Genomic DNA, 24,819 nt, shown 5'->3' on the forward strand with positions numbered 1-24,819 from the left:
GATTCGCTATCCGTTTTCCTTAGCACAGGGGAGGAAAGCCGTCGCCGGTCTCTGGCTCTTATGCCCGGCCGATCCCAGCTTTCTCGCACCATTCGCGCAGAGGCGCGAGCGCTTCGTGCTCGAAGGCGATGGCGAGGTAGGCGAGCGTGCGCGGCATATGCTTCAGATATCCGGGCTTGCCGTCACGCTGCAAGAGCCGCACCCAGAGGCCGGCGAGCTTACAATTGCGCTGCGCCGACATGATCGCCCAGCTCTTCAGGAATTTAGCCTCGTCGAAGCCGCCCTGGGCATGGCGAAGTGCGAGATAGTCCGCCATCAGCTGGTCATGCAGATCGCGCTCGATCGTCACCCGCGCATCCTGCACCAGCGAAGCGACGTCATAGGAGGTCGGCCCGATCATCGCGTCCTGGAAATCGATGAGGCCGATACGCTTTATGCCCTGTTCATGCGCCCGCCAGATGATATTCGGCGAATGCATGTCGCGCAGCAGCAGGTTCGTTTCCGCGTCATCGAGCTGATCTATCAACTTGTCCCAGATCGTCAGATAGTCGGCCCGTTCCTCGTCGCTTGCCGGCGCGCCCCGCTTCCAGGGCAGATGCCAGTCGAGCAACAGCCGCGCTTCCATCTTCATCGCGGTCCGGTCGAAATCCGGAATGTGATGGAGGTGATCGGGCGTGACTGGAATATCGCGGGGAATCGAAAGGCCGTGCAGATGCGCAAGGCAGGCGACGCTGGCACGATAGCGTTCGGCAATAGGCTTTCCCTCGGCGTCGAGCACGCCGCCGGTGCCGAGGTCCTCGATCAGAAGAATGCCCTGGTCGTAGTCGGCGGCGAAGATTTCCGGCGCAGCGAAACCGTTCTCGCGCAGGATATTGGCGACCGCAACGAAAGGATAGGCATCCCAGGCCAGATGCGCGACCTTCGGATAAGGCTTGCCGTCGAGCACGGCCGGCCCTTCCGGCAGGCGTGGCCAATCCATCAGGATCACGCGGCCGCCACCGTCCTTGGGATAGATGGACTCATAGGCACGCAGCGAGGCATCGCCCGTGAGGAAGCGCCTATGAGCACTGCGATAGCCATGCGAATCGAGAAAGGTGCGGATGGCTAGCACGCGCTCGATGCGCGCCATCTGTTTGGCCGGTGCCGTGATTGCGGCGCGCCGCCCTTCGCCCTCATGCATGAGCTTGAGGTCCACGCGCTCATTCGGCAGTTCTCCGTCGGCCATTTCCGGCCATTCGACGAGGCAGATACCGGTCTGCAGGGCCTCGTCAAAGCCGAGCTCCGTCAATTCGCTCGGATCGCCGAGGCGATAGAGGTCGAAATGCGAGACCGGGATGCGCAACTCATAGAATTGCACCAGCGTGAAGGTCGGGCTCGGCACATCCAGTTCGGCATCGTCCGCCATGGCTCGCAGCAGCGCGCGTGCGAGCGAGGATTTGCCCGCGCCAAGATCGCCCGACAGTGCCAGACAGTCACCGGCCTTCAAGGCCAGTGCCAGATCTTCGCCGAGCTGGGCTGTGGCCGTATCATCTGCGAGGAAGAGGGAAATGCTGCTGCCGGAGGCTGTCATTCTGCTGCGACGGAATGGGGCAACTCAGCCGAAGGGATCCGGCAGGTCACCATCGTCCCCTTGCCGGCCTGGCTTTCGATGGAAACCTCGCCCTCATGCAGGCTGACGAAGCTTTCGACGATGGAAAGGCCAAGGCCTGCACCGCTGCGCTTGCCGCCCTTGCCGCCGGAGGCGAAGCGGTTGAAGACCGTGTGAAGCAGCTCTTCCGGAATGCCGGGACCTCTGTCTGAGACCGAGAAGACGAAATCCATGCCCTCGCGTCCGCATTTAAGCGAGATCGTCGACCCCTCGGGCGCGAAATTGGCGGCATTGGTCAGGAGCTTCAGCAGGATCTGCTTCAGCCGCTGCTGGTCGGCGACGATGGAGCCGAGATGGGCAGGCACGGTGATCTCAAGCATCACGCCGCTTTCCTGCAGCCGGTCGGCGATCTGCATCGATACTTCATCGAGCAGATCGTTGAGCACGATCTCGGAATAGTTCAGCCGCATAATGCCGGCATCGACCGTCGCGAGGTCGAGAATGTCGTTGACCAGCGTCAGCAGTACGGAAGACGAGGTCGAGATATGGTCGATATATTCGGCCTGCCGCTCGTTCAATGCGCCGATGCCCGGCGTCTTCAGGAGGTCAGTGAAGCCGATGATGTTGGTCAGCGGTGAACGTAGCTCGTAGGAGACGTGCTGGACGAAATCGTTCTTCAGCTCGTCGGCCTTGAGCAGCGCCTCGTTCTTCTCGGTCAGGGCGCGCTCGGCGCGCACGCTGTCGGTCTTGTTGACGAAGGTCAGCATGGTCTGCGCATTCGGCAATGGAATGACGGCGTAGTCGAGCACGAGATTGGAGTAAAGCTCGAGTGTGCCCTGCGATGAAGGCCGCTCGTCGTCGAAGCTGGTGATCTGCTCGGCAAACCGCTTCCAGCCGTCCGTCCGGTCGTAGGAAGGCGCGCACGCCTCCGCCAGAGCCTGGATATGCGTTCCGGGCTTTGCCTGTGCCTCGGTGATGTTCCAGAGGATGCGGAATGCCGGGTTCGACAGTCGGATGCGGCCATCGGGGCCGAAAACGGCGACGCCTTCGGAAAGGTGGTCGATGGTTTCGCCCTGAACCTTGACCAGCGTGTTGTAACGCGTTTCGAGATCGACCTGCTCGGTCAGGTTCTCGAATACCCAGGTGGCGCCACCCTGCGGATGCGCCGTGGCGAAGACCCGGAGAATCTGGCCGTTGGGTAGGTGCCAGAGATCGGCCTGTGTATCGAGTGCGCGATAGACCGAAAGGACGTCGTCCTTCCATGTCTTCCAGTTCAGCTGCTCGGGCAGCTTCTTGGCGCTGCGCAGCCGGTCCAGAAGCTCGCTATTGTCGGGCCGCTTTTCCAGAAATGCTATGTCGAGCTCCCAAAGCTGGACGAAAGCCTGATTGTAGAATTGCAGCCGCCGCTCGCCGTCGAAAATCGCAACCGGCGTCGCCAGATGGTCGAGCGTTTCGGCGTGGCTCTTCAGCGTGCGCGCGAGCTCCGCGCGAACGGATTCCGCCTCGGACACGTCGATGGCGATACCAGCCGATCCGTTCGGAGCCCTGACATCGACGACATCGAAGAAGGTGCGGTTGCCGTGCACGACAGTGGAGATCTTGTCGTGGAAGGGCGATTCCGGCGTGGCCGCCGCACGAATGCGTTCGCGGGCCACCGTCGTCAGGAATTCGCGCCCCTCGCGGAGTGCCTCTTCTGCGGAAACCGCTTCCACCGCTTCGCTATAGGCCTGGTTGACCCAGGTGAGCTTGCCTTCGGTATCGCGTTGCCACACCGGCAGGTCGATGGCATCGAGCAGGCTCTGGAAGGTGGAAATCGAGGTCATCAGCCGGTCGCGCTCGATCTTCAGCTCGGCGAGTTCGGCACGCAGATTGTTGAGCGCGATGAAGCGGACGAAGGCGCGCCCGCCGGAAATGCGGCCCTGTGCCTCCAGGATCTCGTCGCGGTTGGTTTCGACCACCATGTCGAAGCTCTGGCCGCTGCCGCGCAGCTTGTCGATCGCCTTGTCGAGTTCGCCGGCCGACCATGATTTCAGCCAGCGGCCAAAGGCGAGGAATTCGTTGTCCTGCGGCGCGCCGGTCTCGACTGGAAGCTGGCCGAGCAGTTCGGGCCGCGCGTTCGGGCCGTCCCAGATGACGATGCGGCGGTTCTTGTCGGCAATCAGCGCCTGATATTGCGAAATGCGCTGGTTTGCGTCCGAAAGGGCCGTCCGGATCTCGCGGCTTTCGCTTTCCATGTTGCCGCGCTGTCGGACCATCCACATGGTCGAGAGGAGCGCGGCGGAAATGACGCCGATGATGACGGAGAAGACGGCCATTTCGGATGAGGTGAAGAGACGCATGCTCGCCTGCGCGGCGCTGTTGCTCTGCGCGAGAACGGGACCTGCCAGACCGGCTATGAGGCCGCCGAAAACGCTGAGCCGCAGCAAGCGGCTCAGGCGCGCCAGCCGACCTTTGCCCTGCTTCGTTCTTGCCGAAAGCCGATATGAACTACCCCGCTGCAACCGCGCCGCCACTCGGTGTAGCGCTGGTTGATGCAGGTTGTCTTCCCCTTCAAACATAAGAGGTCTGTCTCCGTCCTATAATGTGCCGCATCCTGACAAGACATCCCATTTTCATGGCTCCGGGCGGGCCCGGTTCGTCACGAATCAAGTGTAAAAACAATACTGCCTAAGGAAATCGGCGGGAAGGGAGCTGGCTAAAAAATAAGCCCCGGCACTTTGTCAATGCCAGGGCCACAAGATGTTGTGGATACTGTTTTTTATAATCAGTATCTGTAGTGGTCGGACTTGAATGGCCCCTTCGGCGTCACGCCGATATACGAAGCCTGCTCTTCGGAAAGCTCCGTCAGTTTGACGCCGAGCTTGGCAAGATGCAGGCGAGCGACCTTTTCATCGAGGTGCTTCGGCAGCACGTAGACTTCGTTCTTGTACTGGCCGGGCTTGGTGAAGAGCTCGATCTGAGCCAGCGTCTGGTTGGTGAAGGAGGCCGACATGACGAAGGAAGGGTGGCCGGTGGCGTTGCCGAGGTTCAAGAGGCGGCCTTCCGACAGCAGGATGATGCGGTTGCCCTTGGCGAACTCGACCATGTCGACCTGCGGCTTGATGTTCGTCCACTTGAGGTTCCGCAGCGCGGCAACCTGGATCTCGTTGTCGAAGTGGCCGATATTGCCGACGATCGCCATGTCCTTCATCGCGCGCATATGGTCGATGCGGATGACGTCCTTGTTGCCTGTCGTGGTGATGAAGATGTCGGCCGAGGAAACGACGTCCTCGAGCTGAACGACTTCGTAGCCGTCCATGGCGGCCTGCAGGGCGCAGATCGGGTCGACTTCCGTGACCTTGACGCGGGCGCCGGCGCCGGAGAGCGAAGCGGCAGAACCCTTGCCGACGTCGCCATAGCCGCAGACGACGGCGACCTTGCCGGCCATCATCACGTCGGTGGCGCGGCGGATACCGTCGACCAGCGATTCCTTGCAGCCGTACTTGTTGTCGAACTTCGACTTGGTGACGCTGTCGTTGACGTTGATCGCCGGGAAGGGCAACAGGCCCTTCTGGCTGAGCTGGTAGAGGCGGTTGACGCCGGTGGTGGTTTCCTCGGTCACGCCCTTGATGGCGTCACGCTGCTTGGTGAACCAGCCCGGCGTTGCCTGCAGGCGCTTCTTGATCTGTGCGAAGAGGATTTCCTCTTCTTCCGAATGCGGATGGGAGAGCACGTCCTCGCCGGCTTCGGCACGAGCGCCGAGCAGGATGTACATCGTGGCGTCGCCGCCGTCGTCGAGGATCATGTTGGAGAGGCCGCCATCGGCCCACTGGAAGATCTTGTCGGTATAGGTCCAGTAGTCCTCCAGGCTCTCGCCCTTGACGGCGAAGACCGGGACGCCGGAAGCGGCGATGGCCGCGGCGGCATGGTCCTGCGTGGAGAAGATGTTGCACGATGCCCAGCGCACCTGAGCGCCGAGGGCCACCAGTGTCTCGATGAGAACGGCCGTCTGGATCGTCATGTGCAGCGAGCCGGTGATCCGCGCGCCTTTCAGCGGCTGCGCTTCGCCGAATTCGGCGCGGCAGGCCATCAGGCCGGGCATTTCGGTCTCGGCGATTGCGATTTCCTTGCGACCATAGTCGGCAAGGCCGATATCCGCGACGAGGTAGTCCTTTTCAGTGCTCATGAAGATCTCCAGCCTGAACGATGCAATCGTGCCGTGGGCAACGCCTCGGCCGAATGCAACAAGAATTGCACGCTGACAGCGTGTGGATGATGCCGTGTAGCAGGCTTCAGGTTGGAAATCAATGATGATATAAAGAAGTCTTTATGTCTTTATATCCAGTTGGGATTGCAGGCAAGCGCCCTAGATTTCCTCGCCGAACTTGTTGGCAACCAGCTGGTCAAGCGCTTCGAGCGCTTCGGCGGCCTGATTGCCGCTTGCCGTCACCAGCACGCTGCAGCCGGGGCTGGCCGCCAGCATCATCAGGCCCATGATCGAGGTGCCGCCGACCGTCGTGCCGTCTTTCGAAACGGTGATGGCGGCGTCGTAGGCTTCGACGGTCTGCACGAATTTTGCCGAGGCACGGGCGTGCAAGCCCCGCTTGTTGACGATCAGGAGTTCCCGGGAAAGTTCGGTCATGGGGGCGGTGTCTGCCTCGTTATTTGCCACTGAGCACACGGCTGGCCACGTTGATGTATTTGCGCCCGGCCTCCGAAGCTTCCACCAAGGCCCTTTCCATGTTGTTGTCGCCGCGCACGCCCGCAAGCTTGATCAGCATCGGCAGATTGACGCCAGCGATGACCTCGGTGTGGCCGCTATTCATGACGGAGATTGCGAGATTGGAAGGAGTGCCCCCGAACATATCGGTGAGGATAATGACGCCATGCCCGTCATCCGCGCCGACGACAGCCTGCAGAATGTCCTGCCGCCGCTTGTCCATGTCGTCTTCGGGACCAATGCATACCGTCTCTATGAACTTCTGCGGACCAACGACATGCTCGACAGCATGCCGAAACTCTTCAGCCAGCTTGCCATGAGTGACAAGCACAAGTCCAATCATGATATTACTGCTCCCATGGCATACGCAAACAGGTGGCCCATATCGCAATGCAGCAATGTCGTCCACCGGTGGGGGGACATCTTGGCGATGAAAAGGCGAAGTGCAAGCTTAAAATATAGGATCTGCGTGCCTGTACGGGCCTAAATGGCCGATTAGCCAAAACTCGCGCCGATTTTCGCCATTATTATGGCCAGGGGATTCGCGGAGGTTGCGGCTAGGCGGATCAAGGGCAACCGGATGGAGTCGCTAATATCGACCTGCTCGTCCTCCGGTGGCAGCCTTTCCGCCGATTCCGGGTCGACCGGGCGGATGGCAAAGTGCATTTCGCCCTCGGAAATATAAGGCATCCGAACGATACCGGTGTAGCGGATTTCCATGAGCCCCGCGATCGAGGGCGGGCATTTCGCGAGAACGGAGCCATTCTGTTCTGTGATCAGCACTCGGTCGTCTGCGATCAGGCTCGCGGCAAGCCCGAGCGGCCTGGCTGCCGTCAGGCATGAGAAGGCAAGGGTGGATTTGCCGCTGCCCGAGGGGCCGAGAAACAGAAGCCCGGTCGTACCGATGACGATTGCAGTGGCGTGGATATTGGTCGCTTCGCCGGCCATGCGAGCGCTCACGCCGTCGTCTGGGCGGGCAGCGAGAGGATGAAGCGGGCGCCAAGCAGCGTCGAGCCGTCGCTGTCGACGATGTTCTCGGCGCGCAGCGACCCACCATGCGCCTCGGCAATCTGCCGGCTGATCGAGAGACCGAGGCCGGAATTCTGCCCGAAACCTTCGGATTCGGGCCGGTCGGTGTAGAAGCGTTCGAAGATGCGGTCGATATTTTCGGCCTGAATACCGGGACCATTGTCTTCGATATAGATGACGCAGCGCGTCCGCGTCCGCGTCAGCCGCACGGTGATCTTGCCGGTTTCCGCGGGGACGAAGGATCGCGCATTTTCAATGAGATTGGTGACGATCTGGCCGATGCGCAGGTCGTGACCGTCGATGGAGAAGTTCGCCCTGTTGCCCGGTTTGCGGTCGACGATATAGTCGATCTCGACAGCTTTCTTGCTGTGGCCGACCTGTCTGGAAATCTCGATCATGTCGCGCAGCAATACTTCCAGATCGAGCGACTTGGCATCCGAACGTGCAAGCTCGGCATCGAGGCGCGATGCATCGGAGATATCGCTGATCAGGCGATCAAGGCGGCGAACGTCATGCTGGATCACATCCATCAGCCGCTTCTTGGAATCGTCGCTCTTGGCGAGCGGCAGTGTCTCAACGGCGCTGCGCAGCGATGTCAGCGGGTTCTTGAGCTCATGGCTGACATCGGCGGCAAAACTCTCGATCGCATCGATACGGTCATAGAGTGCCGAGGTCATGTCGCGTAGCGCGATCGACAGATTGCCGATTTCGTCCTGGCGGGCTGAGAAATCCGGAATCTCCTCGCGCTCCTTCGCCCCGCCGCGGCGCACGCGGATGGCAGCCGCCGAAAGCCTGCGCAGCGGATTGGCGATAGTGGAGGATAAAAGCAGCGACAGCACGACGTTGACCAGCGTCGCGACGCCGAAGACGCGCATAATCGCCAGGCGCTCGGCATGGACGATCTTGTCGATATCGCCGGCCTGGGTCGACAGCAGCAGCACGCCGAGCACGGCGCGGAAGCGCTGGATCGGCACAGCGACCGAAACGATCAGCTCGCCTTTCTCCGTGGTGCGGACAACAGCGCCGCGCACGCCCGTCAGCGCGTTCATGACTTCCGGATAGATGGAACCGTCGCCACCAGGCGCTTCCTTATATACGGGCAGGTTGCCCGGCTGCAGCATCTTGTTGAGCAAGCCGCTGAACCAGTCGGACCAGCTCTGCTTCTCGTCGTCGACCGGCGGCAGGTCGTAGCGCAGCACCTGGCCGCGCGAATAAAGATGGCGGCTGTCGAGCAGCAGGTTGGCATCGGCATCGAAGATGCGGGCGCGGGTGCGCGTCGGAGAGATCAACCGCGTCAGCACCGGCGCCACTTTCTCCGGATCGATCGGGAATTCCAGATCCTCGTCGTTCGGAATCGGCGTGATGCTCTGGCCTGCCTGCAGTTCCAGCAGCTTCTGCGGATCGATGGTGATGGAGTTGGTGTCGACCGATGCCGAAGCCGAGACGGCGCCGGCGATGATCTCGCCCTGCGTCAGCAGGCTCTCAACGCGGGCATCGATCAGGCCTTCGCGGAACTGGTTGAGGTAGAGAATGCCGCCGACGAGGACGACCAACGCCGCTAGATTGAAAAACAGGATGCGCCGCGTCAGGCTCGAAAAGACGGCATTGCCGAAGATGCGGCGGATCAGAACGAAGGGATGGGTCCAGCGCCGGCGCGCGATTCGAGCGCCGCTCGGGCTTTCCGAGTCGTCTATCTCTCTGTCCTGCACCAGCTGCGCCAAGCCAACGGCCCTTTCGAAGAACGGGATCGGCGATCCCGTCCGCATGCCATTATTCCATCGTCCGCCGTATGGTCTAGTTAACTCTTATGCAGCTTCGCGGAAACGGTAGCCGACGCCATACAGCGTCTCGATCATATCAAAATCGAGGTCGACCATCTTGAATTTCTTGCGTAGCCGCTTGATGTGGCTATCGATCGTACGGTCGTCGACGTAGACCTGCTCGTCATAGGCCGCATCCATCAGCGCGTCGCGGCTCTTGACCACGCCCGGGCGCTGGGCAAGGGAATGGAGGATGAGAAACTCGGTGACGGTGAGCGTCACTGGCTCGCCCTTCCAGGTGCAAGTATGGCGTTCCTGGTCCATGACGAGCTGTCCGCGCTCCAGAGAACGGGCCTGCTGGGCAGCCCCCGGCTTCGCAACGGCATTGCCGCCGGCAGCATTTGCGGCTTCGCGGGCGGAGGCACGGCGAAGCACCGCCTTGACGCGTTCGACCAGCAGGCGCTGCGAAAACGGCTTGGTGATGAAGTCGTCAGCGCCCATCTTCAGGCCGAAAAGTTCATCGATCTCTTCGTCCTTCGAGGTGAGAAAGATCACCGGCAGGTCGGATTTCTGGCGCAGTCGGCGCAACAGCTCCATGCCGTCCATGCGCGGCATCTTGATATCGAAGATCGCCAGTTGAGGCGGCCGGGCCAGCAGCCCGTCCAGCGCCGAAGCTCCGTCCGTGTAGGTCTCTACCTTATATCCCTCTGCTTCCAAGGCAATCGAAACGGAAGTCAGGATATTGCGGTCGTCGTCAACGAGCGCGATTGTCAACATGGTGTTCGTCTCCGTCATCAGTGCGCGTCTCCCGGATTTGGAATCCAGCCCAGGCGGTCTGCCAGCTCGGTCGGCGGTAACCTGGCGCGCTTATGGGGATAAAGGTGGAACAAATTGTGGCAAAGATAAAGGGGAGGATTGTCGCGAGGAAAAACCCTTGCGCTGAGGTTGTGTGATGTGACGTCCCCCCACCCTTCATTCAAACGATTTAAAATTGAGGAAATTTATTTAAATCGATTAAATAACTGATATCATTAAATATTTCTCGCTTATGGCTCTTGTGCTTTTAAAAAGAGCCCTCTACGCTTTAGTTAGTTCTAACGGCCAAGCCCCTTTGTAGAGGAAAAAGTGATGGAGCAATTCGGCGTTCGCAATCCCGCAACCGAACTGGGATCGATCGGACTGGGAGCCGCCGCCAGTGTTCGCTATAACCTCATGGAAGCTCATCTTTATGAGGAAGCGATTCGCCGGCGCGAAGCCGATCTGACCGCCGATGGCGCGCTCAGGGCCTTGACCGGCCAGCACACCGGCCGTTCTCCGAAGGACAAGTTCGTGGTGCGCAATGCCACCACGGAAGACCAGATCTGGTGGGATAACAACAAGCCGATGTCGCCGGAGCATTTCGAGTTGCTTCATGAGGACATGCTGGCCCATGCCCGCGGCAAGGACCTGTTCGTGCAAGATCTGATCGGCGGCGCCGACGTCGACTATGCTTTGCCGACGCGCGTCATCACCGAATTCGCCTGGCACTCGCTGTTCATCCGTAATCTGCTGATCCGCCCCGATCGCGCGGCACTGGAAAGCTTCGTGCCGCAGCTGACGATCATCGACCTGCCGAGCTTCCGCGCCGATCCGGAGCGCCATGGCTGCCGCACGGAAACGGTGATCGCCTGCGATCTCGTCAACGGTATCGTCCTCATCGGCGGCACTTCCTATGCCGGCGAGATGAAGAAATCGGTCTTCACCGTCCTGAACTACCTCCTGCCGGAACGCGGCGTCATGCCGATGCATTGCTCGGCCAATGTTGGCCCCGAAGGCGATGCTGCGATCTTCTTCGGCCTGTCGGGCACGGGCAAGACGACACTCTCGGCAGATCCGACCCGCACCCTCATCGGTGACGACGAGCATGGCTGGGGCGAAAACGGCATCTTCAATTTCGAAGGCGGCTGCTACGCCAAGACCATCCGCCTGTCGCCCGAGGCCGAGCCGGAGATCTACGCCACGACGCGCCGCTTCGGCACCGTCCTGGAAAATGTCGTGCTCGACGAGCATGGCCGGCCGGATCTCGATGACGGTTCGCTGACGGAAAACACCCGCAGCGCCTATCCGCTGCATTTCATCCCGAATGCTTCGGAATCCGGCATCACCGGTCATCCCGAGACGATCATCATGCTGACGGCAGACGCTTTCGGCGTCATGCCGCCGATCGCCAGACTGACGCCGGATCAGGCGATGTACCACTTCCTATCCGGCTACACCGCCAAGGTCGCCGGTACGGAGAAGGGCGTCGTCGAGCCGGAAGCGACCTTCTCGACCTGCTTCGGCGCTCCCTTCATGCCGCGCCATCCGGCCGAATACGGCAACCTTCTCAAGGAGCTGATCGCACGCCACGGCGCCCGTTGCTGGCTGGTCAACACCGGCTGGACCGGTGGTGCCTACGGCAAGGGAAGCCGCATGCCGATCAAGGCAACCCGTGCATTGCTCGCTGCCGCCCTGAAGGGCGATCTCGACAATGTCGAATTCCGCATCGATCCGAATTTCGGCTTTGCGGTTCCGATCGCGGTCGACGGCGTCGATACCGCGATCCTCGACCCGCGCTCCACCTGGGCCGATGGCGAAGCCTATGATGCGCAGGCTAGCAAGCTGGTGCAGATGTTCGTCACCAACTTCGCGAAGTTCGAGGATCATGTGGACGGCAACGTCCGTGATGCCGCTCCGGGGATCCCGGTTGCAGCGGAGTAAGTAATCTCACCGGAGCAATGACTCACGTGAAACCCGGCGGCCAGTTCGCCGGGTTTTCATTTTATCTGTCAGTAGTTTTCAACCGCGCATCAATGTGGGATAGACAGGCGCGGAGAAAATCATGGCCAGCGAAGCGCTTTACATCAACGATCGAATCACGATTGCCGGCTGGGAACTGACGGAACAATTCGTTCTGGCGGGCGGTCCCGGCGGTCAGAACGTTAACAAGGTCGCAACCGCAGTCCAGCTTTTCTTCAACGTCCAGAATTCCCCGTCGCTGACGGACCGCGTCAAGGCGAATGCGATCAGGCTCGCCGGCCGGCGGGTTTCCAAGGATGGCGTTCTGATGATCGAGGCCAGCCGCTTCCGCAGCCAGGATCGCAATCGCGAGGACGCACGCGAACGCCTGAAGGAGCTGATCCTCGAAGCTGCCGCCCCGCCGCCACCGCCGCGCCGAAAGACCAAGCCGACGAAGGGGTCGATCGAGCGCCGATTGAAGGAGAAATCCGGGCGCTCCGAGGTCAAGAAGATGCGCGGCAAGGTCGGCGGCGACTAAGGTTTGGTTTTCGGGCTGCAGTTTTGATTTGGTTGGGTAAAATGAGGCTTTGTCAGGCAAGTTCGGCGTTGCCGTAACTCTGTGCCTGGGCCTTCATCCTAACCTTCTCCCCGCAATGCGGGGAGAAGGGACGACAGCGCTAAACAACGAAACTCTCTGCTCGTGACGAGTTGGCGTCGGACACGATGGATCCCCTCGCCCCGCTTGCGGGGAGAGGGCTGGGGTGAGGGGCCAGGCACAATAGTTCGGCAATGACCGCTCACCTGACCGGCATCATCGTAGGAAACCAAAATGCTGCTCCCCAACGGAATTCGCCATCTGCCCGGATATGTCGACCGCCCCACCCAGGAAGCCTTGGTTGAAGCGATCCGCGGCGTCGTGGCCGAGGCGCCGCTCTACACGCCGGTCATGCCGGGCACCGGCAAGGAAATGTCCGTCCGCATGACCAATTGCGGTTCGCTCGGCTGGGTGACGGACAAGCAGCGCGGCTATCGTTATCAGTCGACCCATCCGATCACTGGCCGCCCATGGCCGGCCATACCGCCACAACTGCTCGATTTCTGGCGCGATATAGCAGGCTATGAAAAACCTCCGGAGGCCTGCCTCGTCAATTTCTATGGCGACGATGCCCGCATGGGGTTGCATCAGGACCGTGACGAGCAGGATCTCAAGGCGCCTGTGCTGTCGATCTCGCTGGGGAACACTTGCCTCTTCCGGGTCGGTGGCCTCAGCCGCAATGATCGCACGCTATCCTTCAAGCTTGCGAGCGGCGATATCGTCGTTCTGGGCGGTGAGGGAAGATTGTGCTTTCACGGTGTCGACCGCATCTATCCGGCAACGTCGACATTGCTGAAGAACGGCGGACGGATCAATCTTACCCTTAGGCGCGTCCAGCCCTGATCCTCAAAGCTTCCTCAACGCCACCTGCTCGATCAGGTGATTCCTGCCCTTCTGCAGGATGAGGTCGGCACGCGGCCGCGTCGGTAGGATGTTCTGGCGCAGGTTCTTCAGGTTGATGTTCTTCCACAGCCCCTCGGCGATCGCCAGCGCCTCGTCCTCGCTGATGGAGGCGTAGCGATGGAAGAAGGAATTGGGATCGCGGAAGGCCGTCTCGCGCAGCCGCATGAAACGGGCGACATACCAATTGTGGATCAGTTCTTCGTCGGCATCGATATAGATCGAGAAGTCGAAGAAATCCGAGACCATGGGTACGATCTTGCCGTCAGCCGGCAGATGCCGCGATTGCAGCACGTTGATGCCTTCGAAGATCAGGATATCCGGGCGGTCGACCGTCTTGAATTCGTTCGGCAGCACATCATAGACGAGGTGCGAATAGGAGGGCGCCTGCACATTCGGCTGGCCGGCCTTGATTGCCGAGAGGAAACGCAGCAGCGCTGCCGTATCGTAGCTTTCCGGAAAACCCTTGCGCTGCATCAGGTTGCGGCGCTGCAGCTCGGCGTTCGGATAGAGAAAGCCGTCCGTGGTGACGAGATCGACCTTCGGGCTCGATGGCCAGCGGCCCAGCAGTTCCTTCAGGATACGGGCCGTGGTGGATTTGCCGACAGCGACCGATCCGGCGATGCCGATGACGAAGGGCGTCTTGGCGATATCGGAAAGGCTGAGGAAGCGATTGCGCTGTTCGAAGAGGATCTGCGAGGATTCCACATGCGAGGATAAAAGCCGTGACAGCGACAGATAGATGCGCCGGACTTCGTCGAGATCGATCGGGTCGCCCATGGAGCGCAGCCGCGTCACTTCATCGGCGGTCAGCGTCAGCGGCGTATCGGCCCGGAATTTCGCCCATTCTTCCGAGGAGAAGAAATAGTAGGGCGAATAGGCTTTCGCCTGGAAAATATCGAGCGTCTCGTGTGTTGGCTCGGTCTTGGTCGCTATCGTCATTGCGTTTTACCGGCTTGCCTTCTCTTGAAGGCCGGATTGGGCGGTGCGCCTTTCGAGCTCACCCATGACATTCTCTAACGGAATGCCGGCAATCTTCAATACGACCATAAGATGATATAGCAGATCGGCGGCCTCGTAGGTAAGATTGTCGCGATCGTTGGTGACCGCCGCCATCACGGCTTCGATTGCTTCTTCGCCCAATTTCTTCGCCGCTTTCGGCTGGCCAGCGGCAAAAAGCTTTGCTGTCCAGGATTCGTCCGGCGAGGCCTTGGAGCGTTCCTCAACGATTCGTTCGAGGTCGGAAAGGGTAAATCCGCTCATCGCTTGCTGTCTCCTAATCCAGCCGCATGGGAATGCCGCGCTCGGCCATGTAGCGCTTCGCCTCGCCCACCGAATAGGTGCCGAAGTGGAAGATCGAAGCGGCGAGCACCGCCGTCGCATGGCCTTCTTTCACGCCGGCGACGAGGTCGTCGAGATCGCCGACGCCGCCCGAGGCGATGACCGGAACGCGCACCGCATCGGCGATCGCCCGTGTCAGCTCCAAATCATAGCCGACCTTGGTACCGTCGCGGTCCATGGAGGTAACGAGCAGCTCGCCGGCGCCGCGCTCAACCATCTTGCGGGCGAAATCGACGGCGTCGATGCCCGTCGCGTTGCGGCCGCCATGGGTGTAGATTTCCCAGGCGCTCAGATTGTCGCCGCCGAGTGCCTCGGTGCGCCGCCGCTTGGCGTCGATGGAAACGACGATGCACTGGTTGCCGAACTTGTCGGCCGCTTCGGCCACGAAATCGGGATTGTTGACCGCCGCCGAATTGATCGAAACCTTGTCGGCGCCGCAGAGCAGCAGCTTGCGGATATCGGCAATCGTGCGAACGCCGCCGCCGACCGTGACCGGCATGAAGCACTGTTCGGCCGTGCGGGCCACCACGTCGAAGATGGTGTCGCGATTGTCGGAGGAAGCGGTGATGTCGAGAAAGCAGAGTTCGTCGGCGCCGGCCGCGTCATAGGCCTTGGCGGCCTCGACGGGATCACCCGCATCGACAAGATTGACGAAGTTGACGCCCTTGACGACGCGGCCGTCCTTGACGTCGAGGCAGGGGATGACGCGGGCTTTCAGGGTCATTGCGCTGCCTCCTTGGCCTGCTTGATCAGCGCCAGTGCTTCCATCGGATCGATCCGGCCATCATAAAGAGCGCGGCCAGAAATCGCACCCTCCAGTTTTCGGGCGTCGGGCTGGATCATGCGCTTGATATCGTCGAGTGAGGCGAGGCCGCCGGAGGCGACGACGGGGATGGAAACGGCATTGGCCAGTTCCAAAGTCGAGTCCCAGTTGATGCCAGTCAGAATGCCGTCGCGGTCGATATCGGTGTAGATGATCGCGGCAACGCCGGCGCCTTCGAATTTTTTCGCGAGTTCGATGACGCCCAGTTCGGAAGCCTCGGCCCAGCCCTCGACCGCCACTTTGCCGCCCTTGGCGTCGATGCCGACGGCGATATGGCCCGGATACCGCCGGCAGGCTTCGATAACGAGCGCCGGATCGCGCACGGCGACCGTGCCAAGGATGACGCGAGCAAGCCCGCGCGACAGCCAGTTTTCGATATGATCGAGCGTGCGGATGCCACCGCCCAGCTGCACCGGGTTTTTGGTCGCCTTGAGAATGGCATCGACGGCGGCACCGTTCACGGTCTCGCCGGCAAAGGCGCCGTTGAGGTCGACGACATGCAGCCATTCGAAGCCCTGGTCTTCAAAGGCTTTCGCCTGAGCGCCGGGATCGGGATTGTAGACTGTCGCTTGGCTCATGTCGCCGAGCTTGAGGCGCACGCATTGGCCGTCTTTTAAGTCGATAGCGGGAAAAAGTATCATGGTGTCTGTCCTTGGAGCGCGAGCCTTATGGCTTCCAGCGCAGGAAATTGGCAATCAGGGCAAGGCCGAGTTTCTGGCTCTTTTCCGGATGGAATTGCGCGCCGGCAATGTTGTCTCGGCCGACGAAGGCCGTCATCGGCCCGCCATAGTTCGTCGTCGCGATAACGTCGTCGCCGTGGTCGGCGGCCAGATGGTAGGAATGGACGAAATAGGCGTGCAAGCCATTAGGCCCGGTCTCGATCCCCTCGAAGAGCGCGTGCGGGTGGCGGATATCCAGCGTGTTCCAGCCGATCTGCGGGATTTTCAGGCTGGGATCGCTCGGCGTCATTTCCTTGACGTCGCCCTTGATCCAGCCGAAGCCTTTCGTGATCGTCTTTTCCAACCCGCGCGACGACATCAGCTGCATGCCGACGCAGATGCCGAGGAAGGGGCGGGCCTTGTGTTCCACAACGTCGATGACCGCTTCTGTCATGCCGGGCACGGCATCGAGACCGCGGCGGCAATCGGCATAGGTGCCGACGCCGGGAAGAACGATGCGATCCGCAGTGGCGACGCGCTCGGCATCGTCAGTCAGATCGATCTCGGCGTCTATACCTGCCTCGCGGGCCGCCCGCTCGAAAGCCTTGGTGGCCGAGCGCAGATTGCCGGAACCATAATCGATAATCGCGACGCGCATGGTCAGCGTCCTCCATCATAGCCGGGAAGGCCGAAGCTCGGGCCTGGGCGGCTGGTATTCGTGTTGGTGGCCGAGATATCCCAATTTTTCGAATGGATATTCGGGTTTGGCGCCTGTTCCAGCTGTGAAAAGTGGATTTCTTCTGCGGTCGTCAGATCGTGTGCCGAGACGAGGTTTTCAACCGTCCAGCCGCGGCCAAGGAGACGACTGCTGACCGCATGCCGGCCCTCAAGAGCCGCAAGGACATGCACGCCCAGCAGAAGTGCGGCTCCAGCGGCAAAGAAGCCCGGCTGACGCATCAGTTCCAGCGCAATACCCTGCAGCAAAAACGCAGCGATCGCGTGCAGCCACAGCCGATGAAAGAGCATCCAGAGCGTCGGAAACAAAAACGCCGTCCACGAAAAGCCGTCGCGGATAAATCGCGTGTGATCGCGATACCGATCCGATGCTTCGGACCGGTTCGTTGCTCCGGGAGGCGTCAAAATCAGATAGCTTGCCATTCTTCACTTCCCCAGTTTGGGGCTTAGGCGAGCGTGCCTTTCGTCGAGGGCACCCGGCCTGCCTGCCGCGGATCGATCTCGGTTGCGGTGCGCAGTGCGCGCGCAACGGCCTTGAAGCATGTCTCGGCTATATGGTGATTGTTGGCACCATAATGGTTGAGGATATGCAAGGTGATGCCGGCATTCTGCGCTAAGGCCTGGAAGAATTCGCGTACCAGTTCGGTGTCGAAAGTGCCGATCTTCGGGGCGCTGAACGAGACGTTCCAGACGAGGAAGGGCCGACCGGAAAGATCGACGGCCGCCTTCGTCATCGTCTCGTCCATGGCGAGATCGATCGATGCATAGCGGGTGATGCCGCGCCGGTCGCCCAGGGCCTTGGCGATCGCCTGGCCGATCGCGATGCCGGTATCTTCGACGGCATGGTGATCGTCGACATGCAGGTCGCCCTTGGTGTCGATCTCCATGTCGATCAGCGAATGTCGCGACAGCTGTTCCAGCATATGGTCGAAGAAGCCGACCCCCGTCGAAATCGTCGATTTGCCGCTGCCGTCGATATTGACGGAAACGGAGACCGAGGTCTCGTTGGTCTTGCGGGAAACGCTTGCCGTGCGGGTCGCTGCGGTCTCTGCCATGGGCTGCTCCATCGGAATACGGCCGTTCCTTATCAGGCGTATCGGGAAATATCCAGAAGTTACGCAAAGGCCTTACGCGTTTAGCCGGCTTGCCGCCATTATTCGGGCGCGGTTGCCATTTGCAATCGCCAAAACCCCTCTTACATAGGTGCTGACGGGGCCGATACGCGGCCCGGCAGAGAGCCCGCCGAAACGGGGGCAAACAGGTGTTAAATGACGACAATCGTGACTATTCGCAAGGGTGGCAAGGTGGTGATGGCTGGTGATGGCCAGGTGAGCCTTGGCCAGACCGTAATGAAGGGCAATGCGCGCAAGGTTCGCCGCATCGGCAAGGGCGATGTCATCGCCGGTTTCGCCGGCGCGACCGCCGATGCCTTCACCCTCCTCGAACGCCTCGAAAAGAAGCTCGAACAATATCCCGGTCAGCTGATGCGTGCCGCCGTCGAGCTCGCCAAGGACTGGCGTACCGACAAATATCTGCGCAACCTTGAAGCCATGATGCTGGTTGCCGACAAACAAGTAACGCTCGCCATCACCGGCAACGGCGATGTGCTTGAGCCCGAACATGGCGCCATGGCGATCGGCTCCGGCGGCAATTTCGCGCTCGCCGCCGCACGCGCGCTGATGGACAGCGACAAGTCAGCTGAAGATGTCGCCCGCCGCGCTCTCGATATTGCTGCCGACATCTGCGTCTACACGAACCACAATGTGGTCGTCGAAACGCTCGATGCCGAAGCCTAAGACGTTCCTCTCTTGATAGTTTCCAGCCCTGACAGGGAACATACGAAATGACCACTTTTTCCCCCCGCGAGATCGTTTCCGAGCTCGATCGCTATATTGTCGGCCAGCATGAGGCCAAGCGCGCCGTGGCGATTGCGCTGCGCAACCGCTGGCGCCGCCAGCAGCTCGAGCCCGAGCTGCGCGACGAAGTCATGCCCAAGAACATCCTGATGATCGGCCCGACTGGTGTCGGTAAGACGGAAATCTCCCGCCGCCTTGCCAAGCTTGCCGGCGCCCCCTTCATCAAGGTCGAAGCCACCAAGTTCACCGAGGTCGGCTATGTCGGCCGCGATGTCGAACAGATCATCCGCGATCTCGTTGAAGTTGGTATCGGCCTGGTGCGCGAAAAGAAGCGCGCCGAAGTGCAGGCCAAGGCGCATATGAGCGCGGAAGAGCGTGTGCTCGATGCGCTGGTTGGTGCCACTGCCTCGCCGGCGACGCGCGACAGCTTCCGCAAGAAGCTGCGTGACGGCCAGCTCGACGACAAGGAAATCGATATCGAAGTGGCCGATACCGGCTCCGGCATGCCCGGTGGCTTCGAGATCCCCGGCATGCCCGGCGCCAATATCGGCGTGCTCAACCTCTCCGAAATGTTCGGCAAGGCCATGGGCGGCCGCACGAAGAAGGTGCGAACGACGGTCAAGGATTCCTACAAGGAGCTGATCCGCGACGAGTCAGACAAGCTGATCGACAATGAGGCGATCCAGCGCGAAGCCGTGCAATCGGCCGAAAATGACGGGATCGTCTTCTTGGACGAGATCGACAAGATCGCCGCCCGCGACGGCGGCATGGGTGCCGGTGTCTCCCGTGAAGGCGTGCAGCGCGACTTGCTGCCGCTGGTCGAAGGCACGACGGTTTCGACGAAGTACGGTCCGGTCAAGACCGACCACATTCTCTTCATCGCTTCCGGCGCCTTCCACGTCTCAAAGCCGTCGGATCTGCTGCCGGAACTGCAGGGCCGCCTGCCGATCCGTGTCGAGCTCCGTCCACTGACCAAGGAAGATTTCCGCCGCATCCTGACCGAGCCGCAGGCAAGCCTCATCCGCCAGTACAAGGCGCTGATGGAAACGGAAGACCTGAAGCTCGATTTCACCGACGATGCCATCGACGCGCTCGCCGATGTCGCGGTGCATCTCAACTCCACCGTCGAGAATATCGGCGCCCGCCGTTTGCAGACCGTCATGGAGCGGGTACTCGACGAGATCTCCTATAATGCCTCGGATCGTGCCGGCGTATCGGTGACTATCGATGCCGCCTACGTCCGCGAGCATGTCGGCGATCTTGCCAGCAACACCGACCTGTCCCGCTTCATTCTGTAAGCCGGCCGGCAAAGGCGATTTAAAACAGTAAACACTCGACAGCGGGCCGTTAACTTTTTAGTTAGGGGCTCGTTTCTTGTGTCGCGTGGCTTTATTCGGCCAAGATTATCCGTCAGGCAGCCGCACGGAAACATCGGTGGAAACTTCGACAGGACGGCCATCTTGCGACGCATACTGATCACCCTTCTTCTGGCGGTCGCCAGCTTCTCCTGGATGCCAGCCTATGCGGATGCGGCGACCGCGGTGCCTCCGGGCAACCGCAATGCCGAGCAGCCGCCGGTTCCTGGCGCCTCCGTCCGGCGCACGCGCGGCACGAATTCGACCTTTGAACGCAAGTACCAGAAGGTCCGCGAATTGCTGGCGACCGACACCAAGCTGATGGCGAAGATCAAGTCGACGGCGCGCGCTTACGGCATCGATCCGATCCACATCATCGGCGCGCTCGTCGGCGAGCATACCTACAATGTGGACGCCTATGACGGTCTGCAGTCCTATTATGTCAAGGCCGCTTCCTATGCCGGCCAGAGCTTCCGCTTCGCCTATGATGGCGAAAACGTCGATGATTTCGTTGCCCGGCCGCAATTCGATGCCTGCAAAGGCAAGGGTGATTCCTACAGCCTCTGGACCTGCCGAGAAGACGTCTGGGAAGACGATTTCCGCGGCAAGACGGTTGGCGGCAAGTCCTATCCCGACAATCGCTTCAGCGCGGTCTTCTTCCAGCCTTTCTATGCCGGTCAAACCTTCGGCCTCGGCCAGGTCAATCCGCTGACGGCGCTCGAGCTCTCTGACCTCGTCAGCCGCACCTCTGGTGTTGCGAAGCTGGACGAGAAGGATGCCGGCGGCGTCTACAAGGCGATCATGGACCCGGACCTGTCGCTCGCCTTCGTTGCGGCCTCGATCCGTAAGTCGATCGATGACTATCGCTCGATCGCCGGCATGGATATTTCGGGCAATCCGGGCATCACCGCGACGCTCTACAATCTCGGCAATTCCCGCAAGCGCGCCGCCGCCCTTGCCGCCAAGAACCGCGGCTCCTCCCAGCCGGTCTGGCCGGAAGAAAATTACTACGGCTGGCTCATCAATGATAAGCTGAGCGACCTGAAGTCGCTTTTATAAGCGGGCAGCGCGACGTTTTATCGTCTGGATTTTGCAGGCGGCGTTCCCCATATCGAAGGGGTGCGCCGCTCTGATTGCGTTCGTTCGGCAATGGCCAGTTTTCGAGGAGAGTTGATTCATGGATATGATTCCGGAAGCCTTCTCGCCGCCGGCTCCGATCCCGCGCACCGTGCCGCCCTCCCGTTTGACGATCATCCGCACGATCCTGCGCAATCCGCTCGAACTCTGGGGCGAGCCCTCCTATACGCTACCCTGGATCAAGACCAAATTCTTCAACGAGCGGACGCTCATCGTCAATGATCCCGGACTGATCAAGCATGTTCTGGTCGACAATGCCGCCAACTACCGCATGGCCGATATCCGCCAGCTCGTGCTCCGGCCGATCCTGCGCGATGGCCTGCTGACGGCGGAAGGGCCGGTCTGGAAGCGCTCGCGCAAGGCGGTCGCGCCGGTGTTCACGCCGCGCCATGCTCAAGGCTTTGCCGGTCAGATGTTGGGTCAGAGCCTGGATTATGTGAAGAAATACGAGGATGTCGGCAACGAAGGCACGGTGTTCGATATCGCTACCGATATGACCGAACTGACCTTCGCCATTCTGGCGGAGACGTTGTTTTCCGGCGAGATCGTCACCGAAGGCGAGCATTTCGCCGATGAGGTCAACGAACTCCTGCATCGCATGGGCCGGGTCGATCCCATGGATCTTTTGCGTGCCCCGGCCTGGGTGCCGCGCATCACCCGCATCGGCGGCCAGCGCGTGCTCGACAAGTTCCGCGGCATCGTCCGCACCACCATGGACAAGCGGCTGGAAAAGATGCGGAGGGACAGAGCCAGCGCACCGGACGATTTCCTCACGCTGCTTCTCGAAAAGGCCGGTCCGGATGGGCTGACCATGGAGGAGATCGAGGACAATATCCTCACCTTCATCGGCGCCGGTCATGAGACGACGGCCCGTGCACTTGCGTGGACGCTCTATTGCGTCGCCAATAGTCCGCACATTCGCGAGGCTATGGAAGAGGAAATCGACCGGGTACTTGCAACCGATGGCGAACCGGTTGCCTGGCTCGATCTCATGCCGAATGTCCGCGCCGCTTTCGAGGAGGCGATGCGCCTTTATCCGCCAGCGCCGTCGATCAACCGCGCCGCCATCGCCGATGACGAATGGGTAAGCGTCAAGGGCGAGCGCGTGACGATAGAAAAGGGGATCACCGTCCTGATCATGCCCTGGACCCTACATCGCCATGAGCTTTATTGGGAAAAGCCGCGCGCCTTCATGCCGGAGCGCTTTCTTCCGGAAAACCGGGCCAAGATCAATCGCTTCCAGTACCTGCCGTTCGGCGCGGGCCCCCGCGTCTGTATCGGCGCGACCTTCGCGCTGCAGGAAGCGGTCATCGCCCTTGCCGTCATGATGCGCCGTTTCCGCTTCGACCTGACCGAAGAAACCGATCCCTGGCCGGTGCAGAAGCTGACGACGCAGCCACGCGGCGGTTTGCCGATGCGGGTTACGAGACGATAGAACTGTTTTTGCCGCCTGCCAGCTAGCGGCTTGGCCCGGAAGGGTGCAATAACGGCATCGCAGTGCATTCAAGAGCTGGATATTGCCGTGACATCTCACTTCCTGCTCGGCATCGATACGGGTGGAACCTACACCGATGCCGTTCTCTTCCATGAAACCGATGGCGTGATCGCCAAGGCGAAATCGCTGACGACGCGGCATGATCTGGCCGTCGGCATTGCCGGCGCTGTCGATGCCGTCATCGCCAAGGCCGGTATTCCCGTTTCGGCCATCGGCCTCGTATCGCTGTCGACGACGCTTGCCACCAATGCGCTTGTCGAAGGGCAGGGTGGCCGCGCTGGGCTCATCATGATCGGCTTCGGGCCGGATGATCTCAAGCGTGATGGTCTTGCGGAAGCGCTGGGGTCCGATCCCGTGCTCTATCTCCCCGGCGGCCACAATGTGCATGGTAATGAAAATCCGCTGGATCTGACGGCGCTGCGTGACGCATTGCCGGAACTGGCAAAGTCGGTCTCGTCCTTCGCCGTTGCCGGCTATTTCGCTGTGCGGAATCCGGCTCATGAAATCAGGGTGCGCGACTGCATCCGCGAACTCTCGCATCTGCCCGTCACCTGCAGCCACGAGCTTTCATCGAAGCTGGGCGGGCCGCGCCGCGCCCTGACGACGCTGCTGAATGCCCGTCTCGTATCGATGATCGATCGCCTCGTCGGCGCCTGCGAAGGGTTCCTGGCGACGCGCGGCATTTCCGCACCGATGATGGTGGTGCGCGGCGATGGCGCCCTGATTTCGGCTGACGAAGCCAAGCTTCGGCCGATCGAGACCATCCTGTCGGGCCCGGCGGCAAGCCTCGTCGGCGCGCGCTATCTCACCGGTCTCGACGATGCCGTTGTGTCCGATATCGGCGGCACCACCACCGACGTCGCCGTCATGGAGGATGGCCGGCCACGGCTGGATGCCGATGGCGCCGTGGTCGGAGGCTATCGCACCATGGTTGAGGCCATCGCCATGCGCACCTATGGTCTCGGCGGCGATTCCGAAGTGAAGATCAACGATCGCGGCCTCGTCGCCGCTTTCGAACTCGGCCCCCGCCGCCTGCTGCCTCTGAGCCTCGCCGCTCATATACACGGCGCTGCGGTGCTTGAGGTGTTGGAGCAGCAGCTGCGGGCGACGCATCTCGCTCGCAATGCCGGCCGCTTCGCGCTCCGCACCGGCGTGCCGGATCATCTGGCAAGCGGTCTTACGGCACCCGAGCAGGCGTTGTTCGACCGGATTGGCGCTGCTCCCATGGCGCTCGACAAGCTTCTGACGATGACGTCGCAGAAGGCGACGCTGGACAGGCTGGTGGCGCGCGGCCTTGTGCATCTGAGCGGCCTGACGCCCTCAGATGCAATGCATGTGCTCGGCCGGCAGGGCCAGTGGAACGCTGAGGCGGCTCGCCTTGGGTTAGCTCTGGCGATGCGGCTGAAGGACGGTTCCGGACGCGCCATTGCCGCATCCGTCGAGGAGCTGGCGCAGAAGATCGTCGATCGGCTCACGCGTCAGTCCGCGGATGTCATTCTTGCCGCCTGCCTCGCCGAGGATGGCGTTGCCGATCTGAATCCGGCGAAATCCATCTCCATCGATCGCGCCCTTCGCCGAGCGCCGGGCATCGCCCGCTTCGCCATTTCGCTCGATCGCCCCCTTGTTGGGCTCGGCGCTTCCGCCCCGGTCTATTACCCTGCCATCGCGGAAATGCTGGCGACGGAAAGCGCCATTCCCGCCGATTCGGATGTCGCCAACGCCGTCGGCGCCGTTGTCGGCCAGGTGCGCACCAGCGTTACTGTTTTCGTCACCATGCCGGAAGATGGTATCTATGTGCTGAACGGAGCCGGTGAAAGCCTGCGATTTACTGACGAGGACCGGAGCTTCGTCAATGCCCGCTCGCGCGCCGCCGAGGCGGCGATGGCGCAGGCAAGGCTCAATGGCGCGGTGGACCTCGTGTTGGCGATGGATGAGCAGGTGGATGCGCCTGAAGTCGAGGGTAATCGAAAACTGATCGAGGCACGGTTCATCGCGACAGCAAGTGGCCGACCGCGAATCGCCATGAATTGATTATTTCCCGGAGCGCATAAATCTTTCGAACTATTGCCAAATTGACGGAAGCGAAACCA

Annotated in this window: 23 protein-coding genes; 8 read left to right on the forward strand and 15 right to left on the reverse strand. The window is 61.1% G+C overall.

All coding sequences use genetic code 11. From position 1 onward, the window contains the following. Positions 1-58 precede the first annotated feature (58 nt). The 8 genes from tsaE to PH552_RS26050 all read right to left on the reverse strand — a co-directional run bounded on the left by tsaE (position 59) and on the right by PH552_RS26050 (position 9,853). Positions 59-1,570, reverse strand: a complete 1,512-nt coding sequence (gene tsaE, locus PH552_RS26015; RefSeq protein ID WP_285166359.1) for a tRNA (adenosine(37)-N6)-threonylcarbamoyltransferase complex ATPase subunit type 1 TsaE — start codon at positions 1,568-1,570, stop codon at positions 59-61. After that, a complete protein-coding gene (locus tag PH552_RS26020) occupies positions 1,567-4,146 on the reverse strand; it encodes a PAS domain-containing sensor histidine kinase (RefSeq protein ID WP_183765189.1) in 2,580 nt (859 codons plus the stop codon). The genes tsaE and PH552_RS26020 overlap by 4 nt, the downstream gene beginning before the upstream one ends. A 206-nt stretch (positions 4,147-4,352) precedes the next feature. Then, positions 4,353-5,753 (reverse strand): adenosylhomocysteinase, encoded by a 1,401-nt coding sequence (gene ahcY, locus PH552_RS26025; RefSeq protein ID WP_113250788.1) that lies wholly within the window; start codon positions 5,751-5,753, stop codon positions 4,353-4,355. 180 nt (positions 5,754-5,933) lie between these two features. Beyond that, positions 5,934-6,209 carry an HPr family phosphocarrier protein gene (locus tag PH552_RS26030; RefSeq protein WP_112339910.1) on the reverse strand — a complete coding sequence of 92 codons (276 nt, stop codon included), beginning with the start codon at positions 6,207-6,209 and terminating at the stop codon, positions 5,934-5,936. Between the two features lie 19 nt (positions 6,210-6,228). After that, positions 6,229-6,630, reverse strand: coding sequence for a PTS sugar transporter subunit IIA (locus PH552_RS26035; RefSeq protein WP_075853315.1), 402 nt, complete (start codon positions 6,628-6,630; stop codon positions 6,229-6,231). 152 nt (positions 6,631-6,782) lie between these two features. Continuing rightward, entirely contained in the window at positions 6,783-7,235 is a 453-nt protein-coding gene (locus PH552_RS26040; RefSeq protein ID WP_113250787.1) for an HPr kinase/phosphorylase, read from the reverse strand. An 8-nt stretch (positions 7,236-7,243) separates the two neighbouring features. Beyond that, the gene (locus PH552_RS26045) at positions 7,244-9,037 is read right to left on the reverse strand and encodes a sensor histidine kinase (protein WP_285166368.1); all 1,794 of its coding nucleotides are present in this window, start codon (positions 9,035-9,037) and stop codon (positions 7,244-7,246) included. An 84-nt stretch (positions 9,038-9,121) separates the two neighbouring features. After that, positions 9,122-9,853 carry a response regulator transcription factor gene (locus tag PH552_RS26050; protein WP_210209400.1) on the reverse strand — a complete coding sequence of 244 codons (732 nt, stop codon included), beginning with the start codon at positions 9,851-9,853 and terminating at the stop codon, positions 9,122-9,124. A gap of 351 nt (positions 9,854-10,204) precedes the next feature. Between PH552_RS26050 and PH552_RS26055 the strand changes: the two genes are divergently transcribed. The 3 genes from PH552_RS26055 (at position 10,205) to PH552_RS26065 (ending at position 13,271) form a co-directional block, all read left to right on the forward strand. Beyond that, complete coding sequence (locus PH552_RS26055; protein ID WP_113250785.1) at positions 10,205-11,815, forward strand: phosphoenolpyruvate carboxykinase; 1,611 nt, start codon at positions 10,205-10,207, stop codon at positions 11,813-11,815. 121 nt (positions 11,816-11,936) lie between these two features. Beyond that, a complete protein-coding gene (gene arfB, locus PH552_RS26060) occupies positions 11,937-12,371 on the forward strand; it encodes an alternative ribosome rescue aminoacyl-tRNA hydrolase ArfB (protein WP_106999661.1) in 435 nt (144 codons plus the stop codon). A 291-nt stretch (positions 12,372-12,662) separates the two neighbouring features. Further along, positions 12,663-13,271, forward strand: a complete 609-nt coding sequence (locus PH552_RS26065; RefSeq protein ID WP_183765181.1) for an alpha-ketoglutarate-dependent dioxygenase AlkB — start codon at positions 12,663-12,665, stop codon at positions 13,269-13,271. 3 nt (positions 13,272-13,274) lie between these two features. Here the strand turns inward: PH552_RS26065 and coaA are convergent, their stop codons facing one another. From coaA to hisB, 7 genes are read right to left on the reverse strand one after another with little or no spacing between them, the layout of a single operon-like run. After that, positions 13,275-14,270 carry a type I pantothenate kinase gene (gene coaA, locus PH552_RS26070; RefSeq protein WP_113250782.1) on the reverse strand — a complete coding sequence of 332 codons (996 nt, stop codon included), beginning with the start codon at positions 14,268-14,270 and terminating at the stop codon, positions 13,275-13,277. 6 nt (positions 14,271-14,276) lie between these two features. After that, complete coding sequence (locus PH552_RS26075; RefSeq protein ID WP_113250781.1) at positions 14,277-14,591, reverse strand: phosphoribosyl-ATP diphosphatase; 315 nt, start codon at positions 14,589-14,591, stop codon at positions 14,277-14,279. A gap of 13 nt (positions 14,592-14,604) precedes the next feature. Continuing rightward, entirely contained in the window at positions 14,605-15,393 is a 789-nt protein-coding gene (gene hisF, locus PH552_RS26080) for an imidazole glycerol phosphate synthase subunit HisF (RefSeq protein WP_113233580.1), read from the reverse strand. Further along, complete coding sequence (hisA, locus tag PH552_RS26085; protein ID WP_183765179.1) at positions 15,390-16,133, reverse strand: 1-(5-phosphoribosyl)-5-[(5-phosphoribosylamino)methylideneamino]imidazole-4-carboxamide isomerase; 744 nt, start codon at positions 16,131-16,133, stop codon at positions 15,390-15,392. Before hisA ends, hisF begins: the two co-directional genes overlap by 4 nt. 25 nt (positions 16,134-16,158) lie before the next feature. Beyond that, positions 16,159-16,809 carry an imidazole glycerol phosphate synthase subunit HisH gene (gene hisH / locus PH552_RS26090; RefSeq protein WP_285166360.1) on the reverse strand — a complete coding sequence of 217 codons (651 nt, stop codon included), beginning with the start codon at positions 16,807-16,809 and terminating at the stop codon, positions 16,159-16,161. Positions 16,810-16,811: 2 nt separating this feature from the next. Continuing rightward, the gene (locus PH552_RS26095; protein WP_112339922.1) at positions 16,812-17,309 is read right to left on the reverse strand and encodes a DUF2628 domain-containing protein; all 498 of its coding nucleotides are present in this window, start codon (positions 17,307-17,309) and stop codon (positions 16,812-16,814) included. Between the two features lie 23 nt (positions 17,310-17,332). Further along, a complete protein-coding gene (gene hisB / locus PH552_RS26100; protein ID WP_113250853.1) occupies positions 17,333-17,941 on the reverse strand; it encodes an imidazoleglycerol-phosphate dehydratase HisB in 609 nt (202 codons plus the stop codon). Positions 17,942-18,154: 213 nt separating this feature from the next. Here hisB and hslV point away from each other — a divergent pair, with 213 nt between their 5' ends. The 5 genes from hslV to PH552_RS26125 all read left to right on the forward strand — a co-directional run bounded on the left by hslV (position 18,155) and on the right by PH552_RS26125 (position 24,760). After that, entirely contained in the window at positions 18,155-18,682 is a 528-nt protein-coding gene (gene hslV, locus PH552_RS26105) for an ATP-dependent protease subunit HslV (RefSeq protein WP_095433433.1), read from the forward strand. A 47-nt stretch (positions 18,683-18,729) separates the two neighbouring features. After that, on the forward strand, positions 18,730-20,040 hold the full coding sequence (gene hslU, locus PH552_RS26110) for an ATP-dependent protease ATPase subunit HslU (RefSeq protein ID WP_113250777.1): 1,311 nt from the start codon (positions 18,730-18,732) through the stop codon (positions 20,038-20,040). 162 nt (positions 20,041-20,202) lie between these two features. Then, positions 20,203-21,156, forward strand: coding sequence for a DUF1402 family protein (locus PH552_RS26115; RefSeq protein ID WP_112339925.1), 954 nt, complete (start codon positions 20,203-20,205; stop codon positions 21,154-21,156). A 118-nt stretch (positions 21,157-21,274) separates the two neighbouring features. Next, positions 21,275-22,669, forward strand: coding sequence for a cytochrome P450 (locus tag PH552_RS26120; protein ID WP_145645583.1), 1,395 nt, complete (start codon positions 21,275-21,277; stop codon positions 22,667-22,669). Positions 22,670-22,756: 87 nt separating this feature from the next. Then, positions 22,757-24,760: a hydantoinase/oxoprolinase N-terminal domain-containing protein gene (locus tag PH552_RS26125; RefSeq protein WP_285166361.1), complete on the forward strand. Its 2,004-nt coding sequence runs from the start codon at positions 22,757-22,759 to the stop codon at positions 24,758-24,760. The last annotated feature ends 59 nt before the right edge of the window (positions 24,761-24,819 follow it).

Source organism: Rhizobium aureum (assembly GCF_030182495.1).
GTDB classification, from domain to species: domain Bacteria; phylum Pseudomonadota; class Alphaproteobacteria; order Rhizobiales; family Rhizobiaceae; genus Rhizobium; species Rhizobium tropici_C.

Bases quoted from the DNA above. Each gene is read 5' to 3' on its own strand.
- tsaE (WP_285166359.1), bottom strand. From the start codon at position 1,570: ATGACAGCCTCCGGCAGCAGCATTTCCCTCTTCCTCGCAGATGATACG.
- PH552_RS26020 (WP_183765189.1), bottom strand. From the start codon at position 4,146: ATGTTTGAAGGGGAAGACAACCTGCATCAACCAGCGCTACACCGAGTG.
- ahcY (WP_113250788.1), bottom strand. From the start codon at position 5,753: ATGAGCACTGAAAAGGACTACCTCGTCGCGGATATCGGCCTTGCCGAC.
- PH552_RS26030 (WP_112339910.1), bottom strand. From the start codon at position 6,209: ATGACCGAACTTTCCCGGGAACTCCTGATCGTCAACAAGCGGGGCTTG.
- PH552_RS26035 (WP_075853315.1), bottom strand. From the start codon at position 6,630: ATGATTGGACTTGTGCTTGTCACTCATGGCAAGCTGGCTGAAGAGTTT.
- PH552_RS26040 (WP_113250787.1), bottom strand. From the start codon at position 7,235: ATGGCCGGCGAAGCGACCAATATCCACGCCACTGCAATCGTCATCGGT.
- PH552_RS26050 (WP_210209400.1), bottom strand. From the start codon at position 9,853: ATGTTGACAATCGCGCTCGTTGACGACGACCGCAATATCCTGACTTCC.
- PH552_RS26055 (WP_113250785.1), top strand. From the start codon at position 10,205: ATGGAGCAATTCGGCGTTCGCAATCCCGCAACCGAACTGGGATCGATC.
- arfB (WP_106999661.1), top strand. From the start codon at position 11,937: ATGGCCAGCGAAGCGCTTTACATCAACGATCGAATCACGATTGCCGGC.
- PH552_RS26065 (WP_183765181.1), top strand. From the start codon at position 12,663: ATGCTGCTCCCCAACGGAATTCGCCATCTGCCCGGATATGTCGACCGC.
- coaA (WP_113250782.1), bottom strand. From the start codon at position 14,270: ATGACGATAGCGACCAAGACCGAGCCAACACACGAGACGCTCGATATT.
- PH552_RS26075 (WP_113250781.1), bottom strand. From the start codon at position 14,591: ATGAGCGGATTTACCCTTTCCGACCTCGAACGAATCGTTGAGGAACGC.
- hisF (WP_113233580.1), bottom strand. From the start codon at position 15,393: ATGACCCTGAAAGCCCGCGTCATCCCCTGCCTCGACGTCAAGGACGGC.
- hisA (WP_183765179.1), bottom strand. From the start codon at position 16,133: ATGATACTTTTTCCCGCTATCGACTTAAAAGACGGCCAATGCGTGCGC.
- hisH (WP_285166360.1), bottom strand. From the start codon at position 16,809: ATGCGCGTCGCGATTATCGATTATGGTTCCGGCAATCTGCGCTCGGCC.
- PH552_RS26095 (WP_112339922.1), bottom strand. From the start codon at position 17,309: ATGGCAAGCTATCTGATTTTGACGCCTCCCGGAGCAACGAACCGGTCC.
- hisB (WP_113250853.1), bottom strand. From the start codon at position 17,941: ATGGCAGAGACCGCAGCGACCCGCACGGCAAGCGTTTCCCGCAAGACC.
- hslV (WP_095433433.1), top strand. From the start codon at position 18,155: ATGACGACAATCGTGACTATTCGCAAGGGTGGCAAGGTGGTGATGGCT.
- hslU (WP_113250777.1), top strand. From the start codon at position 18,730: ATGACCACTTTTTCCCCCCGCGAGATCGTTTCCGAGCTCGATCGCTAT.
- PH552_RS26120 (WP_145645583.1), top strand. From the start codon at position 21,275: ATGGATATGATTCCGGAAGCCTTCTCGCCGCCGGCTCCGATCCCGCGC.